The following is a 16,510-nucleotide window of genomic DNA, read 5'->3' on the forward strand; positions in this document are numbered from 1 at the left end:
AGATCGAAAAGTTGTCCACTGCCATGAAAGAAGCAAAAAGTAAACGAGCATATGAACGCTACCAAGCGATTTATCTTCATTTGCAGGGATATACCAAAGAAGAAATCGCAACGATTATTGGTCGATCCAAGAAAACTATTTATAACTATATAAGTTGCAATAAAGATTTTCCGATTGTTCGATTCTGTTTTTCTTCATAACAAGTCATTTTGATAGAATGCAGCGGGCGTTCTACTGGATGTAAAACAAAGTTTCAACTTATATATGTGTTATAATATGATAAACATCTGTTTTGGGGGGAAGATTGTGAAAGTATCTTTGGGGTTACTAATATTTTGGTGTCTTCTTTCAGGGTTAATTTTATATGTAATAATTGAAACAGCAGTTAGAAGAGCTATAGATAGCTCTAGATTAACTGAAAAAATAGATAAAATTTTAAATGAAAAGAACAAAAGAGATTAAAGTTCTGATTGATAATTCCCTACGTATCTGTACTTGAGCAAATTTACTAACATAAAACCCGTGGTGCTATATAAATCAAACTTGGTTTTTCAACTAATTAATATTACATTACGACAACGATAATCATTCACCTATATACCCGTGGTGCTAGTTGAGCGTTAGAACTCAACTAGCCCTAGTGTGACCAGCGAATAGGCTAACAATATGCCGTCGAGCGCTACTTCAAATCCGATCATGGAATTCGCTCGAATCTCTGTGATCCGGTATTGGTCAACCAGAACCGAGAACACCGTCTCGATCACTTTGCGTTTTTGTTGGATCCACTTCTCCCATGCCTCGGACGGGCGATGTTTCTGGTTTTTTCGAGACGGAGTCCAAAGCGCCATTTGGTATTCTTCGTACAGCCTTTTTTGCAAGTCACGGCTAATGAACCCTTTGTCCCCGAGGTTATAGGGATGAGGAATTTGGGTCATCACGCTTTCGGCTGCGATTCGATCGTGGCAGGATGCTTCCGTCACCACATATCCCATTGGCAAACCTTGATCGGTCACTTGAAGGTGCAGTTTCAACCCGTAGTACCATTGCTTTTTTGAAGCGCAATACCCGATGTCGGCGATCCCTTGAAACCGTTTGACACGATGCATTCTCGCAGCATGGCACAACTCTAACGGCAAGCTATCGACCACGGCATAGGCATGATGTTGGCCGCGTTTCGCCAGTTCATGGCGGATCCATTTGATCGCAAAGCGCAGCGCTCGACAACGGCGATTGTATCGAGAACGTTCGAGAAAATGTCCATCCGTAAACAAGTTCCCAGTCACAAAGCGATGCCATGCACGTTCGGAAGAGAAGCCAAGCAGCTTTCCTAAAAGATGAATAGCAATGATCACCGTATCTTCTTGTTTCACCAAATGACGATTGCGACGTTGAAGATAGAATTGAATTTGTGACAGCTGGGCAGAAACAAAAAAGAAAATGACTGTATATTGTTTTTGAATCTTTGCTTGATCTGTAGTAAAATGAAAGTGCTCTTGCATGGGGATTCTCCTTTCGAATGTTGGGTGACACTTTCATTCTACTGGAGATCCGCCAGCAAGGGCTATTTTTATGCTTGTCTGAGTTTTATCTAGCACCACGGGTTACTATGATATGTTTTCCGACTATTTGCTTGCATTGTCGCTGGAACATCCGTTTTCCCGCATGATGTCGATTCCGTTTCGCGGGGCGAGTTTCGGAGATTATTACGTGATTCGCGAAAACGAGCTTCCGTCCGTGCTAGTAGAATTAGGATATTTGAGCAATCCGACGGAAGCGAGCATCATTGCGACAGATCGTTACCAGCAGGAAGTGACAAGCGCGATTTCCACTGGGCTTCGCAATTATTTTGAATAATGAACGAAAAGGCAGGGTGTGGGAGTATCCTGTCTTTTTCTATCTTTAGAAGCAAAGAGACAACATTGTTCTAATAGAATCGTATATGGGGTTGGGAAATTGCTAAAATAGTATAACAGTCAGGGTGAGGGGAGAAGTCGATTGCGTTTCCGGTACTTGAGATAGTAGGAGCATGGCCGGGAAGTATGATGAGTGTATCACCGACACCATTACAAGCGCAAAAAAGTGATTTTGGTTGAAGAAGTGTATTCCGAACTTCCTCCAACCATTATGGTTACGATCCTCAACTACCCTTTATTTCCTCATGAAACAGACCGTTTTCATACCGTGTTTCATTTACGTGAAGATGAGGAACATTTCCTTTGGAGTGCTCATATCGAATTCCATGCGATTGATTTGTCGCAGTTTATGGTACAATGGAAGAAATATAGACGGGAGATGAAAAAGTCAGCAGAAGTGCCGTGGCTGATGATGTTATCGGTGGTAGACGGCCGTGATAGCAGATTAGATGAAACGATGTGGAGCGAATTGGAGGAGTGGGCGATGAATGAACAAGAAATTCGCGAAGCGTTAGAAGAATGGGAAAAGCTAAGTGTCAGTCCGGAAAACCGATATGCGTATGAAATGCGTTTAAAATGGCTGCGCGATCAGCTTTCCAATCTTCTTGGGGAGCGGCGTGCAGGACTAGAGGAAGGATTGAAGAAAGGGCGGGAAGAAGGACGAGAGGAAGAACGGAAGAAAATGATTCGCCATATGGCGGCAAAAGGAATGACAGCGAAAGACATCGCCGATCTCACTGGCCTTACCGAAGAGGAAGTGCGAAAGTGGATGAAATAGTACCGGTGTAGCGCATTGTTCCTTTTCGAGTTTTACCAAAGAGAAGGAGAGCTTGCCACAGTCAGAAGTGGACGGCTCTCCTTTTTGTTTTTTCAATAATTAGAAGTATCAAGCACATTAGTAACTTATAATAAAATCAACAAAAAACAATGAATTTCGTCATAAATAGGTAAATCGAATAAACCTTTAGAACACTCACATGGAATTCCATATGATGGATCTGCACTTACATACACAATCACGGAAAATGCAAAAGAGGTTCATTATCAGTTATAATAACTTCATATATGAATGAGAATATCATGGACGAATGCGAGCGTTTGGCAGAAATGATGGGTTATTGGATGGCCATATGCCATGAATCGCATTTGCGAGCGGAGTAAACCATCAAAGGTGTGATCGAATATGGATGTTGCCGTAGCGGGTGCGGGGTATGTAGGACTTGTCACCGCCGCGTGTCTGGCGGAAAAGGGGCACAAGGTGGTGTGCGTGGATGTCGATGCGGAAAAAGTGAGGCTGCTTCAGCGCGGGAAGCCGCCGATCTATGAGCCAGGGTTGGAGGAGTTAATAAGGAAAAATGGTGAGCGGCTGCTGTTTACGACCGATTATGCGGCAGCGTATCGGCGGGCAGATGTCATCATCATCGCTGTTGGCACTCCGGAAGAGCCGGATGGATCGGTGAATTTGCGGTATGTGTAGGAAGCGGCAAAGCAAATCGCCCAGACAGCGGAAAAAGACTGTGTGGTGGCGGTGAAATCTACCGTCCCCGTCGGTACGAGCGATGAAGTGGAACGTTGGATATATGAACATCAGAAGCACCCTGTCCACATTGAGGTTGCCGCGAATCCCGAGTTTTTATCGCAAGGGACAGCAGTCAAAGATATGCTGCATGCATCGAGAATTGTGCTGGGCGTGGAATCGCCGCATGCGGAGAAGGTCATGAAAGAGCTGTACGATCCGTTTTATCTTCCTTATGTCGTGACAGACCGGAAAAGTGCGGAAATGGTGAAATACGTATCCAACGTTTTTCTCGCCTTGAAAATATCCTATATAAGTTGCAATAAAGATTTTCCGATTGTTCGATTCTGTTTTCCTTCATAACAAGTCATTTTGATAGAATGCAGCGGGCGTTCTACTGGATGTAATGTATATTAATGAAATCGCGAATGTATGCGAAATGGTGGGCGCCGATATCGAAGACGTCGCGAAAGGAATGGGAATGGATCCGCGAATCGGGAGCCGCTTTTTGCGTGCTGGCATCGGTTATGGCGGGTCGTGTTTTCCGAAAGATACGAAAGCGCTGCGCTGGCTTGCGGACGGTCACGGTTATGAGCTGAAAACGGTGCAAGCGGCGATGGAAGTAAATGAAACTCAAAAAGTCAAATTGATCGAAAAGGCGAGAACGTACGTGAGCCATTTTCGCGGACTGGAGGTGGCGGTGTTAGGCCTTACGTTTAAGCCGGGAACGGACGATATCAGGGAGGCCCCTTCCCTCGCCAATATCGCGATCTTATTGGAGGAAGGCGCGAATGTAAGAGTGTGGGACCCGGTTGGGATGGAAAACGCAAAGCGCGTATTCCCGCAGGAGCTCACGTATTGTTCAACGATCGAAGAGGCGATTACGGACGCAGATATTTGTTTTATTTTCACGGAGTGGCCGGAAATCCGGCAATTTGATGTCCGCCAATATGCGAACTTAATGAAAACGCCGTTCGTGTTTGATGGCCGGAATTGTTACAGCCTAGAAAGCGCGCGCGAGGCAGGAATCATTTATGAATCGATCGGCCGGAAGCGGATGTGTCCAGCGGAAGACCACTACCGTCTGCGTGAACACGAGGATGTGTTAAATCGCTAGGCAAACAGGTTGTACTGTTATTGATCGCTTTGCATCGATGGACAAGCGTCTACATCTCCATCCGCCGCCATGGATGAGGACGGCGCGAATGGGAGTGGTGGATGCGGCTTATAGAAGAAAACTTTTTTGTTTACATAAGAGGGGGAAGACGATGAAAATCAGTGACTTTTCGATACGAAGACCGGTTTTTACGCTCGTTTCGATGATTTTAGTGTTGATTTTAGGAGCAGTGTCGCTGTTCAATATCCCGATGAAGCTGATCCCGGATATTAATCCGCCAGTCGGGGTGGTCGTAACGAGCTATCCAGGGGCGGGACCGAAGGAAGTGCTTGAGAAAGTCACGAAGCCGCTGGAGGCGAATTTGTCGACATTGCCTGGGCTAAAGTCGATCACATCGACATCGCAGGAAGGTTCTAATTTGATTTTGCTGCAGTTTTCGTGGTCGACATCGATTGATGATGTGCAAAACGATGTATTGCAGCGGATCGATCAGACGGCGCTTCCGGATGATGTCAACAAGCCGCGGTTTTTGAAGTTTGACCCGTCACAGTTCCCGATTATTCAGCTAACATTAACATCGAAGAAAGGGAACGAGGAACTTTTAAAACAATTAGCGGATCAGCTGCGAGCAGAGCTGACGAAGGTAGAAGGGGTCGCCAGTGTGAATGTTTCCGGCACGTTGACGAAAAACGTGCGGGTGCTGTTGGACCAGGAGAAATTAAAAACGTATAAGCTGAGCCAGCAAGATATTGCCAACTTTATCTCCGCCAACGATATTTCGCTTCCAGGCGAGACGGTCGTGATCGATGATAAGCAGTTAACGACCCGGATTATCAGCACGATCGACTCCATTGATACGTTAAAACAGCTCGTTGTCACGGTGAATCCGCTCAACGGCGAAAAAGTTCGTTTGCAAGATATCGCCGATATTGCGATTGTGCCGGAAAAAGAAGATACGATTACGCGCACGAACGAGAAGCCTTCTGTATTATTAAGCGTGCTGCAAAAAGCGGATGCCAATACAGCAGAAGTGTCGAAAGCGTTCGAAAAACGCTTGAACGAATTGTTGGATACGAAAAAATTTTCGGCGGTTCATGCGGATGTTTTATTTGACCAAGGCGATTTTATTCAGCGGACGATTCAGAACATTTTTCAGTCGCTCGTTCTTGGCGGAGTATTCGCGATGCTGGTGCTGTTTTTATTCTTGCGCAGTGCAAAAAGCCCGCTTATTATCGGCATCGCGATTCCGTATTCGGTCATCGTGACGTTTGTGTTAATGTATTTTGCTGATTTTACGTTAAACATGATGACGCTTGGCGGTCTTGCGCTCGGTATCGGAATGCTCGTCGATAACTCGATTGTCGTGATCGAAAATATTTACCGCCATTTATCAATGGGGAAAGATCCGAAACAAGCGGCAAGAGACGGGGTAAAAGAAGTCGGCGCTGCGATCACCGCGTCCACGTTGACAACGGTGGCCGTGTTTGTACCAGTCATTTTCATTACGGGATTAATCGGCGATTTGTTTACCGAATTTGCGTTAACGATTTCGTTTAGCTTGCTTGCGTCATTGTTCGTGGCATTGACGGTCGTGCCGATGCTGGCGAGCCGCTGGTTAAAACCGCCTCGCGAAAACATCGAGGAAAAACGCCAGTCTTCGCGCATGCTTGTCGGTCTGGACAAGATAGTGAGATGGTCGCTGCGCCATCGGATCATTGTGTTGTTGCTTGCGATCGGTACGTTAGCTTTCGGGTTATTTGGCGTTACGAAAGTCGGCATGCAGTTTTTGCCGAATACGGATGAAGGCTTTTTCTCCATCCGCGTCAACCTTGCCAACGGCAGCGCCCTCCGCGAAACGGAAAAGGTTGTTTCTTCCATTGAAGACGAGTTGAAAAAAGTAAAAGAAATTGATGCGTATGTCAGCTTAATCGGCTCGACGCAGGAGCAGGCGTTCCGCGGTACATCGCAAAGCAATGTTGCTGAAATATATGTGAAAATGAAAGACTTGGACGAGCGAGACCGTTCCGTATTTGACGTTGTCGATGACATAAAGAACGATATGGAACAGGCAGCGAAAAAAGCGAATCAAACGGCGGAAGTATCGATCAACTTGCAATCGACTGCAGGAAGTACGCCGAATACGCTTGTGTTCAGCGTGAAAGATACGAATGAAGCGCGGCTGGAAAAAGCGGTGGAAAAAATATACGACCGCTTAAGCAAACTCGATGAAGTGAACGAACTGACGACCGATATTTCGGAAACAGTCGACGAAATTCAAATCAAAGTCGATCGCGAAAAAGCGCTCGCGCAAGGGTTTACTCCAGCGCAAGTGGCGACGATGGTCAACGATATGACACGCGGTGTGACGGCGACACGCATGCTTGATAAAGAGTCGAATTTGTACAACGTTAACGTCGAATACGACGAATCGGTGAAAAACTCGGTCGACAATTTGAAAAAACTGCTGATCAAAAAGCAAGACGGCACGTTTATTCCGCTTGGCGACATTGCGGATATTACGATCGGGAAAAGCCCGGTTCAAATTCATCGCATCGATGAGCAATACGCCGTTCAGTTTACATTAAAATACAAAAACACGACGAATTTAGGGGAGATGTCCGCGATTGTCGATAAAGAAATCGCGAAATTGCATCTTCCGGAAGAGACGGAAATCGTCTTTGGCGGCGACCGCGAATTGTTAGAATCGGCGTTGGGTGATTTGCTGCTTGCCTTTGCCTTAGCGATTACGTTCGTGTACCTTGTCATGGCGGCGCAATTTGAATCGCTGAAATATCCGTTTGTCATTATGTTCACCGTGCCGCTGATGGCCATCGGTGTCGCGCTTGGCTTAATGGCAACGAAAACGCCAGTTAGCGTTATGGCGATTATCGGCGTCATCGTGCTTGCGGGTATCGTCGTCAACAACGCGATCGTGATTGTTGATTACATTAATCAAATGAAAGAAAAAGGTTTGGCGAGCTACGATGCGATTGTCACATCGGTGAAATTGCGCGTCCGTCCGATTTTGATGACGGCCTTGACAACGATTTTAGGGTTGCTGCCGCTGGCGTTTGGCATTGGCGAAGGAGCGGAAATGAACCAGCCATTGGCCATCACCGTCATCGGCGGCTTAATTAGCAGCACCTTTTTGACATTGTTCGTCATCCCTGTCGTATACAGTTTGTTTGATAAGGAAACGAGAAAAATGAAGCATAGCGGTTAAAGAAAACGATCTCCCAGCCTCGATTGGGAGGTCGTTTTTTATGGAAACGTACAAAGGAATTTCATATTATATGAAGAAAGAATTGTAATACATTTCCGTTTTGCACTCCGCAAAGTGCTACTTGCTTAGAAAAAGCGGAGACATTACTATATAAGTTGAAACTTTGTTTTACATCCAGTAGAACGCCCGCTGCATTCTATCAAAATGACTTGTTATGAAGGAAAACAGAATCGAACAATCGGAAAATCTAGAAAAAAGGAGGAGAATGGATTGTCGTTAAGCACTTATATCATTCGCACAATGTTCGTTGTCATTCCTGGCACAGCGGCGATCGGCATGGCCACATGCCTGGTCAACGGCATTCGCGGGGCGGCATTTTGGTGGACGCTTGTTGCTATGGTGCTGTTTGGCGCGATGCTCGGCTTCGTTTCGGCAACGCTCAACTATCGACGGTTTGTTGCCCCGATTGCCGTTATTAACGAACATTTAGGCAAGATGACAGGCGGAGATTTGACGGTGCGCATACCGCTTGATCGCGTGCAGCAGCTGCGGCCGATTGCGGCGTCGTTAAACGATATGGCAGACGCTTGGCAAAGTGTGATGGGGCAAATCCAACATCATGCCGAAGAAGTAGCGCAATATTCTCAGCAGCTTGCCGCCGTTGCTGAACAGACGACGAAAGCGACAGAGCAAATTGCGACAACGATGGAAACGCTTGCGGCAAGTGCGGAGGAACAGGCCGATGCTGTCCGCACCACCGCCGCGTCCGTGCATGATATTTCCCAAACATTGAGCGACGTCGCTTGCCATACGAAAGATGTGGCGCACCGCGCCGAGAAAACGTCGGCGAAAGCAGAGGACGGCAAGCAGTCAATCGGACAAATGTCCGAGCAAATGCAGTTCATTTACGACCACGTTCAAGCGCTTGGCCAGGTCGTTCAAAGGCTCGGGGAGCGCTCGAATGAGATTGGACAAATTACGGAAGCGATCACCGGCATTGCGTCGCAGACGAATTTGTTGGCGCTCAATGCCGCGATCGAAGCGGCGCGCGCCGGCGAGCAAGGGAAAGGGTTTGCGGTTGTCGCGGATGAAGTGCGCAAGCTCGCAGAACAATCCGCGCGCTCCGCGCAACAAATTTCCGAGCTGATCGGTTACATTCAAGAAGAAACGAAGCGGGCAGTTGCGTCTGCCGAACAGGTGATCGCCGAAGTGGCGAAAGGATTGAACGTGGCGGCGGCATGCGGCCAATCATTCGCCCATATTCGTGAGGAGGTCAGCCAAGTGAGTCAACAAATTGGACAAGTCTCATCCGCCATCGAGCAAATGAAGGAGCATGCCCGCCAAGTGAACGACGCACTCCAACAGATGACCAATATTGTCGAACAGTCAGCGTCCGGTGCGGCCAACGTATCGGCAGCGACGCAGGAACAAATGGCTTCCGTCGAGGAAATCGCCTCTTCGTCGACATCGCTCGGTCAGATGGCGGACGAGATGCGGGCAATGCTGAAGAAATTTTCTGTGTGAGTAAGGAAAAGGACGCTTTCTTCGAGAAAGAGGGGCTTTCAAACGACGTGTGGGAGTCAACGTTTGGAATAAAATGGTTTGCATCTTTGCCAATTGCCTGATAAAATAAAAAAAGTCAGTCATCATTGTGATACGCTCATCTGCTAGGGGAGTCCGAGAGCCGGGCTGAGAAAAGAACGCGATGAAGTTCTTTGACCCTTTGAACCTGATCTGGGTCATGCCAGCGTAGGGAAGCAGGCAGCGGGAACAGATGGACGCACAGGCTGTTCATTTGGCCTTTTTGCCTTGATCGGGTTCCGTTCGTTTTGCGGAACCCGTTTTTGCGTAAATATCCCCCGTTTTTGCCTCTCTTTTGCTGGTGCGGCTGCAGGTCTCAACCACCATTTCAAAGGAGGAAAGCCGCATGGAAAACATCCGCTCGTTCATGTCATTTCCAGCTAGCCGCAAGGTGTACATTGAAGGATCGCGCAAGGATGTGCGCGTGCCGATGAGAGAGATCGTGTTGTCGCCGACGAAAACGCCGCAAGGAACGGTGGAAAACGAGCCGGTGCGCGTCTATGACACAACCGGTCCATACACCGATCCTCATTTTGAGCCGGACGTCGAAAAAGGATTGCCGCCTCTTCGCCGCAACTGGATTGTTGAGCGCGGCGATGTCGAAGAAGTGAAGCCATCAGCGACCGCCGGCGTCCGCCCGCTGCCGTTCGTGCGCCGTCCATTGAGGGCAAAGCCCGGAAAAACCGTAACGCAAATGCATTATGCCAAACGGGGAATCATCACACCAGAGATGGAGTTCGTCGCCATCCGTGAACGAATCGACCCCGAAATCGTTCGCCAGGAAGTAGCGGCCGGACGGGCGATCATTCCGGCGAACATTAATCACCCCGAGAGCGAACCGATGATCATCGGACGTCGTTTCCATGTGAAAATTAATGCCAATATCGGCAACTCGGCTGTTTCTTCATCGATTGAAGACGAAGTGGAAAAATTGCTTTGGGCAGTGCGTTGGGGCGCCGATACGGTCATGGATTTATCGACCGGCAAACACATTCATGAAACGCGCGAGTACATCATCCGCAATTCGCCGGTCCCCGTGGGAACGGTGCCGATTTATCAGGCGCTCGAAAAGGTAGGAGGGGTGCCGGAGAAGCTGACATGGGACGTGTACCGCGAGACGCTCATCGAGCAGGCTGAACAAGGAGTCGACTACATGACGATCCACGCCGGTGTGCGGCTTCATTACATTCCGCTCACCGCCAACCGGACGACCGGAATTGTCTCGCGCGGCGGCTCGATCATCGCCCAATGGTGTTTGGCCCATCATGAAGAAAACTTTTTGTATACGCATTTTGAAGAAATCTGCGAGATTTTGAAACAATACGATGTCGCGATCTCCCTTGGCGACGGCTTGCGCCCCGGCTCCATCGCCGATGCGAACGATGAGGCGCAGTTTGCCGAACTGGAAACGCTTGGCGAGCTGACGAAAATCGCCTGGAAGCATGATGTGCAGGTGATGATCGAAGGGCCGGGCCACATTCCGATGCATAAAATTCGCGAAAATGTCGAGCGGGAACAGGACATTTGCCATGGAGCGCCGTTTTATACGTTAGGGCCGCTTGTCACCGACATCGCGCCGGGATACGATCACATCACGTCGGCGATTGGCGCCGCCATCATTGGCGCTTATGGAACGGCGATGCTTTGTTACGTAACGCCGAAAGAGCATTTAGGGCTGCCGAATAAAGAGGACGTACGCGCCGGGGTCGTGGCCTATAAAATCGCCGCCCATGCGGCTGATCTGGCGAAAGGGCATCCGGCCGCCCAGCAGCGTGACGATGCGCTCTCGAAAGCGCGCTTTGAGTTTCGTTGGAACGATCAGTTCAATTTATCCCTCGATCCGGAACGGGCCCGCGAATACCATGATGAAACATTGCCGGCTGAGGCGGCGAAAACGGCTCATTTTTGTTCGATGTGCGGGCCGAAATTTTGTTCCATGAACATTTCACATGAACTGCAACGGAAAATCAAAGAGGAGGGGATGAAAGAAAAAGCGCAACAATTTATTCGGCAAGGGTCATCGCTGTATCAATGACAAGAAGCGGGCTGCGATGCTCGGCATGGTGGAGAGGATATGGAAGTTCGATCAACGGAAAAAGCATGAGCTGGAAAGCGCTCAGTGCTGATCGAAGCAGCGGAGGGGGGCGAACGTTCATCGCCCCTCTTGTTTGTTGTGCAAATGGGTGTGGTTCTTTATTGTTTTTAAAATATATAATTTTCAAAAAATATATTTACAAATCGTTTCAGATGGATTATGATAATGGCATAAGGTGCAAATTTTGAATCATAGAATGATCATGCGGGGAAAACTGCGCAGTCTATCGCGGCGCCTTCGCCGGCGCTTCGCTTCCATAGACAGCGGCCAGTTGCGTCATCGAACCGTGGATGATGCCGGCCGCTTTTTTTTATGGCGAAAGGGCCGGGTTTCAGATGGTTGGATCGCGTTTTTCCAGAAGGCTGGTGAAAAACCGCTGTTTGCCTTGATCGATGGGTGAACGTGTGAAAATAGGGGCGATGCTACAAGCTTTTTCTACTTGAGAAGCGATTCCAGTAAGCTGTTGTTCCAGTAAATCACCGGCCTTCTAGCAGCTTCGTGAAAAAGCCTGCTATTCGAGAAAAAAGATTTTGATGATGTCTTGATGTGCGCAAGCCATTAATATTATAGGCTGCTTCTGGAACGTGAGACGGGCATGAGGGGGATGGGCGTGCGCATAAACTGAAACGAAGGGCCATGAGGAGGGATGGGATTGAACACATTTTCCGATATTGTGCAGACGATGCCGCCATATTTGTTCTCCCGATTTCAGAAGAAAAAAGAAGAACTGCTAAAGCTCGGGGTCGATGTCATTGATTTAGGGATCGGCGCCCCCGATTTGCCGCCCCCTTCCTTTATCATCGAAGCGTTGAAAGAAGCGCTCGATGCGCCAGAACACTATACGTATTCGCCGTATGGCGGCTGCAGGGAGTATCAGGAAGCGGTCGCGCGTTTTTATGAACGGGAATATGGCGTCAAGCTCGATCCGGAGACCGAGGTGTTGGCGTTAATCGGCTCGAAAGAAGGAATCGTCCATTTGCTGCAAGCCGTTCTCAATCCCGGCGAGCTCGCCTTAGTGCCTGATCCAGGCTATCCTGTCTACCGGACGGCCGTCCATTTTGCCCGCGGCCAGAGCCGATCGCTGCCGCTCGATGCGCAACATGGTTATATTCCTCGGTTTGATGCGCTTCCCTCGTCCGTTTATGACCAAGCGAAAATCATGTTTCTCAATTATCCGAGCAATCCGACGGCCGCCGCTGTCGATTTGGATGTATTGGCCGAAGCCGTTTCACTTGCCCGTCGGCACCGGATGTTCATTGCTCATGATGCGGCCTACTCGTTCGTGACGTTTGCCGGTTTTCAAGCGCCGAGCATTTTGCAGGTGGACGGGGCAAAGGAAGTGGCGGTGGAATTTGGATCGTTGTCCAAAAGCTATAACATGGCCGGCTGCCGCATCGGATACGTGGTCGGAAACCGGGACATGATTCGGGCGCTTTCGGTGATCAAGAGCAACACGGATACGTGCCAGTTTATTCCGATCCAGAAGGCGGCGGTGGCCGCTTTGATGAACGGACAGACGTTTATTCGAGAAAATAGCCGCATTTATGAACAACGCATGAATAGGATGGTCGAGAAACTCCGAGAACTGGGCATCGACGTGCAGCGGCCGAAAGCGACCTTTTTCTTGTGGATCCCGGTCTATGACGGATACTCATCCGAACGATTTGCCGCCAAACTGCTCGAAGAAGCGGGAGTCATCGTCACACCGGGAACAGCGTTTGGACCCGCAGGGGAAGGATATGTCCGCGTATCGCTGTCAGCGCCGCTCGAGCGTCTAGAGCAAGCCGTTGAACGATGGAAGCAAGTGAATTGGGAGGAATCGGCGCCATGAAGCGAACGATGCGTCACATCACGGTGGCTCAAGCCATCGTCGAATGTTTCAAACAGGAACAAATCCGTTATGTGTTTGGTGTGCCGGGGGAAAGTTATTTGCCCCTCCTTGATGCCATCTATGATGAGCCATCCATCGAGTTCATCTCCGCCCGCCATGAAGGGGGTGCTTCCTTTATGGCGGAAGGGTATGCGAAAGCGTCGCAAAAGTGCGGCGTCGTGCTGGCTACAAGGGCGGTCGGCGGAGCGAATTTGGCGATTGGCGTCCATACCGCGAGGCAAGATTCCACTCCGATGGTCGTGTTTTTGGGGCAAGTGAACAGCCGCTTCCTAGGGCGTGAAGGATTTCAGGAAGTCGATATGGAAGCGTTTTTTCGTCCGATCGCCAAATGGGCGGTCGAAATTCGCGAAGCCGAGCGGGTGCCAGAGCTGGTGCAAAGGGCGTTTCGCACCGCGAAAACAGGGCGGCCCGGCCCCGTCGTCGTTTCACTGCCAGAAGATGTCTTTTCCAAAACGATAGCGGAAGCAGTGATAGCCGAGACCGATGTGCCGAAGCCGGCACCAAGGCAAGAAGATATACAGCACATTGAAGAGATTCTGAAGCGCGCCAAACGGCCGCTCGTGATTGCTGGCGGCGGCGTCAAATGGTCGGGAGCGGAGCAGCTGCTGCGCTTATGGGCGGAAAAGTATGCACTTCCGGTCATGGCGGCGTTCCGGCGGCATGACGTGTTTCCCCACAACCATCCGTGCTATGTCGGACACCTAGGTCTAGGGTCGCCCAAAGCGGTCATCGAAACGGCCGAGCAGGCGGATGTGGTGATGGCATTGGGAACGCGGCTATCGGAAGTAACGACACAAGATTACCGTTTGCTCTCTCCCAATCAGACGCTGATTCACATCGATATTGACAGCGATGGGCTCGGAAAAGTGTATGCACCGGATCTCGCGGTTTGGGCTGACTGTCAGGAAGTGCTGTCCCGTTTGCTCGATCTCGCGGTGCGGCCGTCTTGGCAAGAATGGGCGGCTGAACGGAGGAAACGGTACGAACAAACAGCCAGGCTGCCGGTGGAACATCGCAATCTCTATGAAGCTGTGATGGCAAGTTTGGCGCGCCATTTGCCAAAAAATGCGGTCATTACGAACGATGCGGGGAATTTCGCCGGTTGGCTCCATGCTTTTTTCCCGTTTGGGGATGGGCACACGTACATCGGCCCGACGTCAGGAGCGATGGGATATGGCATGCCGGCCGCCATTGGCGCGAAACTGGCCTTTCCCGACCGGACCGTCGTTTCTTTATCCGGGGATGGCGGCTTTATGATGACGGTGCAGGAGTTGGAAACGGCCGCTCGATACGATATTCCGATCATCAGCATTGTGTTTAACAATCATATGTACGGCACCATCCGCATGCATCAAGAATTGCAGTTTCCGGGGCGGGTCATCGGCACCGATTTAGGCCGCGTGTCGTTTGCCCGTTTGGCAGAATGCCTAAACGGCCGCGGGTTCCAAGTACAGACGGAACAACAGTTCACGGAAGCGCTTCTGTTGGCGCTTGAAGCCAAGAAGCCGACGGTGATTGAAGTGTTGACCGATCCGAACCACATTTCGGTGGCGGCAACGATCCAAGACTTGCGGGCCAAGAGGAAGTCCTGACGATCATCGCTCGGCGTTCAATGTATAAATTATCTCAATAAATCATCTAGAAAAATGGGGGGAGTATACAGTGAAAATCCAAAACTATATCAATGGAGAATGGAAGGAGCCAAGCACCGGGCAATTTGCGCCGGTGATCAATCCGGCGACGGGGGAAACGATTGCCGAGGTGGCGATGTCCGGGCCAAACGATATCGATGAAGCGGTTCAGGCAGCCAAAGAAGCGCAAAAACAGTGGGCCCTCGTGCCGGCGCCGAAACGCGCGGAAATCTTGTATAAAGTTGGGATGCTGCTAAAGGAGCGGAAAGAACAGTTGGCCCGGCTGTTGACGATGGAAATGGGCAAGGTGATCGAGGAAGCGCGCGGCGAAGTGCAGGAAGGCATTGATATGGCGTTTTACATGGCGGGGGAAGGGCGGCGGTTGTTCGGCGATACGACGCCGTCTGAACTGAAAGACAAGTTTGCGATGAGCGTCCGCGTGCCGGTGGGGGTTGTCGGCATCATCACTCCTTGGAACTTTCCGATTGCCATCGCAACGTGGAAGTCGTTCCCCGCGATTGTGGCCGGCAATGCGGTCGTATGGAAGCCCGCGCCCGAGACACCGATCATGGCGCAGGAATTAGCTCGCATTTTTGAAGAAGCGGGCTTGCCTCCGGGAGTGTTTCATGTGGTCCACGGTGACGGACCGACAGTCGGCAATGCGCTCGTCGAGCATCCGGATGTCAAGGTCATCTCATTTACCGGATCGAATGAAGTCGGGCGGATGATTGCGGAAAAATGCGGACGGCTGTTGAAAAAGGTGTCGCTTGAAATGGGAGGAAAAAACGCCGTCATTGTGATGGATGATGCGGATTTGACATTGGCGGTTGACGGCATCATCTGGAGTGCGTTCGGCACATCAGGCCAGCGGTGCACGGCGTGCAGCCGGGTCATCGTCCATGAGCGGGTGAAACAGGAGCTTGAGCGGCGTCTGCTTGAAGCCGTGAAAACATTGAAAATCGGCAACGGGTTGGATGAAACGGTCAAAGTCGGACCCGTCATCCATGAAGAGGCGCTGCAAAAAATCGACCGCTACGTGCGCATTGGTGTAGAAGAAGGGGCGAAATTGCTGATTGGCGGTCATCGACTGCGCGAGGGCGACTATGCGCGCGGCTTTTATTACGCGCCGACGATTTTCACCGATGTCACGCCGAATATGCGCATCGCCCGCGAAGAAATTTTCGGCCCGGTTGTATCGATCATGTCCGTCCGCAGTTTGGACGAAGCGATCGCCGTCAACAACAGCGTCGATTATGGGCTGTCAAGCGCCATTTTCACCCGCGATGTCAACAATGTATTCCGAGCGATGCGCGATTTGGACACCGGCATCGTGTATGTCAACGCCGGCACGACAGGGGCGGAAATTCATTTGCCGTTTGGCGGCACGAAAGGGACGGGCAACGGCCACCGCGACTCCGGCGTCGCTGCGCTTGACGTCTTCACCGAATGGCGGAGCATTTATGTCGATTTCAGCGGCAAGCTGCAACGGGCGCAAATCGATACCGATGATTGAATCGGGCTGTCGCTTGCAACATGGCCGGCA

Annotated in this window: 11 protein-coding genes, 2 pseudogenes and 1 riboswitch; of the genes and pseudogenes, 11 read left to right on the forward strand and 2 right to left on the reverse strand. The window is 50.2% G+C overall.

Annotated features, from left to right (window positions below; translation table 11 throughout):
• Nucleotides 1-2 precede the first annotated feature (2 nt).
• A pseudogene (locus CV945_RS10440) lies at nucleotides 3-152 on the forward strand (terminase gpP N-terminus-related DNA-binding protein); the annotation flags it as partial.
• A gap of 154 nt (nucleotides 153-306) precedes the next feature.
• Nucleotides 307-462, forward strand: a complete 156-nt coding sequence (locus CV945_RS17070; protein WP_155116435.1) for a hypothetical protein — start codon at nucleotides 307-309, stop codon at nucleotides 460-462.
• A 158-nt stretch (nucleotides 463-620) separates the two neighbouring features.
• Here the strand turns inward: CV945_RS17070 and CV945_RS10445 are convergent, their stop codons facing one another.
• Nucleotides 621-1,499: an IS982 family transposase gene (locus CV945_RS10445; RefSeq protein ID WP_050368183.1), complete on the reverse strand. Its 879-nt coding sequence runs from the start codon at nucleotides 1,497-1,499 to the stop codon at nucleotides 621-623.
• 112 nt (nucleotides 1,500-1,611) lie between these two features.
• Between CV945_RS10445 and CV945_RS10450 the strand changes: the two genes are divergently transcribed.
• From CV945_RS10450 to CV945_RS10470, 5 genes and pseudogenes are all read left to right on the forward strand, one after another.
• Nucleotides 1,612-1,854 (forward strand): N-acetylmuramoyl-L-alanine amidase family protein, encoded by a 243-nt coding sequence (locus CV945_RS10450; RefSeq protein ID WP_050368184.1) that lies wholly within the window; start codon nucleotides 1,612-1,614, stop codon nucleotides 1,852-1,854.
• A 192-nt stretch (nucleotides 1,855-2,046) separates the two neighbouring features.
• The gene (locus CV945_RS10455) at nucleotides 2,047-2,691 is read left to right on the forward strand and encodes an Rpn family recombination-promoting nuclease/putative transposase (protein WP_232722078.1); all 645 of its coding nucleotides are present in this window, start codon (nucleotides 2,047-2,049) and stop codon (nucleotides 2,689-2,691) included.
• Between the two features lie 405 nt (nucleotides 2,692-3,096).
• A pseudogene (locus CV945_RS10460) lies at nucleotides 3,097-4,546 on the forward strand (UDP-glucose dehydrogenase family protein).
• A gap of 151 nt (nucleotides 4,547-4,697) precedes the next feature.
• The gene (locus CV945_RS10465) at nucleotides 4,698-7,769 is read left to right on the forward strand and encodes an efflux RND transporter permease subunit (RefSeq protein ID WP_033009537.1); all 3,072 of its coding nucleotides are present in this window, start codon (nucleotides 4,698-4,700) and stop codon (nucleotides 7,767-7,769) included.
• A 270-nt stretch (nucleotides 7,770-8,039) separates the two neighbouring features.
• Entirely contained in the window at nucleotides 8,040-9,293 is a 1,254-nt protein-coding gene (locus CV945_RS10470) for a methyl-accepting chemotaxis protein (protein ID WP_100659715.1), read from the forward strand.
• A 135-nt stretch (nucleotides 9,294-9,428) separates the two neighbouring features.
• Nucleotides 9,429-9,542: riboswitch (TPP riboswitch) on the forward strand.
• An 18-nt stretch (nucleotides 9,543-9,560) separates the two neighbouring features.
• Here the strand turns inward: CV945_RS10470 and CV945_RS17075 are convergent.
• Complete coding sequence (locus CV945_RS17075; protein WP_155266780.1) at nucleotides 9,561-9,719, reverse strand: hypothetical protein; 159 nt, start codon at nucleotides 9,717-9,719, stop codon at nucleotides 9,561-9,563.
• On the opposite strand from CV945_RS17075, the gene thiC reads away from it, so the two are divergent.
• The 4 genes from thiC to CV945_RS10495 all read left to right on the forward strand — a co-directional run bounded on the left by thiC (nucleotide 9,697) and on the right by CV945_RS10495 (nucleotide 16,480).
• Nucleotides 9,697-11,385: a phosphomethylpyrimidine synthase ThiC gene (thiC, locus tag CV945_RS10475; RefSeq protein ID WP_100659716.1), complete on the forward strand. Its 1,689-nt coding sequence runs from the start codon at nucleotides 9,697-9,699 to the stop codon at nucleotides 11,383-11,385. The genes CV945_RS17075 and thiC overlap by 23 nt on opposite strands.
• A gap of 712 nt (nucleotides 11,386-12,097) precedes the next feature.
• The gene (locus tag CV945_RS10485; RefSeq protein WP_157807521.1) at nucleotides 12,098-13,276 is read left to right on the forward strand and encodes an aminotransferase class I/II-fold pyridoxal phosphate-dependent enzyme; all 1,179 of its coding nucleotides are present in this window, start codon (nucleotides 12,098-12,100) and stop codon (nucleotides 13,274-13,276) included.
• On the forward strand, nucleotides 13,273-14,928 hold the full coding sequence (locus CV945_RS10490; protein ID WP_100659718.1) for a thiamine pyrophosphate-binding protein: 1,656 nt from the start codon (nucleotides 13,273-13,275) through the stop codon (nucleotides 14,926-14,928). Before CV945_RS10485 ends, CV945_RS10490 begins: the two co-directional genes overlap by 4 nt.
• A 70-nt stretch (nucleotides 14,929-14,998) precedes the next feature.
• Complete coding sequence (locus tag CV945_RS10495; RefSeq protein WP_100659719.1) at nucleotides 14,999-16,480, forward strand: aldehyde dehydrogenase family protein; 1,482 nt, start codon at nucleotides 14,999-15,001, stop codon at nucleotides 16,478-16,480.
• The last annotated feature ends 30 nt before the right edge of the window (nucleotides 16,481-16,510 follow it).

Source organism: Geobacillus sp. Manikaran-105, assembly GCF_002809955.1.
Classification (GTDB): domain Bacteria; phylum Bacillota; class Bacilli; order Bacillales; family Anoxybacillaceae; genus Geobacillus; species Geobacillus thermophilus.

Coding starts and splice junctions, on each gene's coding strand:
- CV945_RS10490 (WP_100659718.1), top strand. CDS start 13,273: ATGAAGCGAACGATGCGTCACATCACGGTGGCTCAAGCCATCGTCGAA.
- CV945_RS10450 (WP_050368184.1), top strand. CDS start 1,612: ATGTTTTCCGACTATTTGCTTGCATTGTCGCTGGAACATCCGTTTTCC.
- CV945_RS17075 (WP_155266780.1), bottom strand. CDS start 9,719: ATGAACGAGCGGATGTTTTCCATGCGGCTTTCCTCCTTTGAAATGGTG.
- thiC (WP_100659716.1), top strand. CDS start 9,697: ATGGAAAACATCCGCTCGTTCATGTCATTTCCAGCTAGCCGCAAGGTG.
- CV945_RS10465 (WP_033009537.1), top strand. CDS start 4,698: ATGAAAATCAGTGACTTTTCGATACGAAGACCGGTTTTTACGCTCGTT.
- CV945_RS10445 (WP_050368183.1), bottom strand. CDS start 1,499: ATGCAAGAGCACTTTCATTTTACTACAGATCAAGCAAAGATTCAAAAA.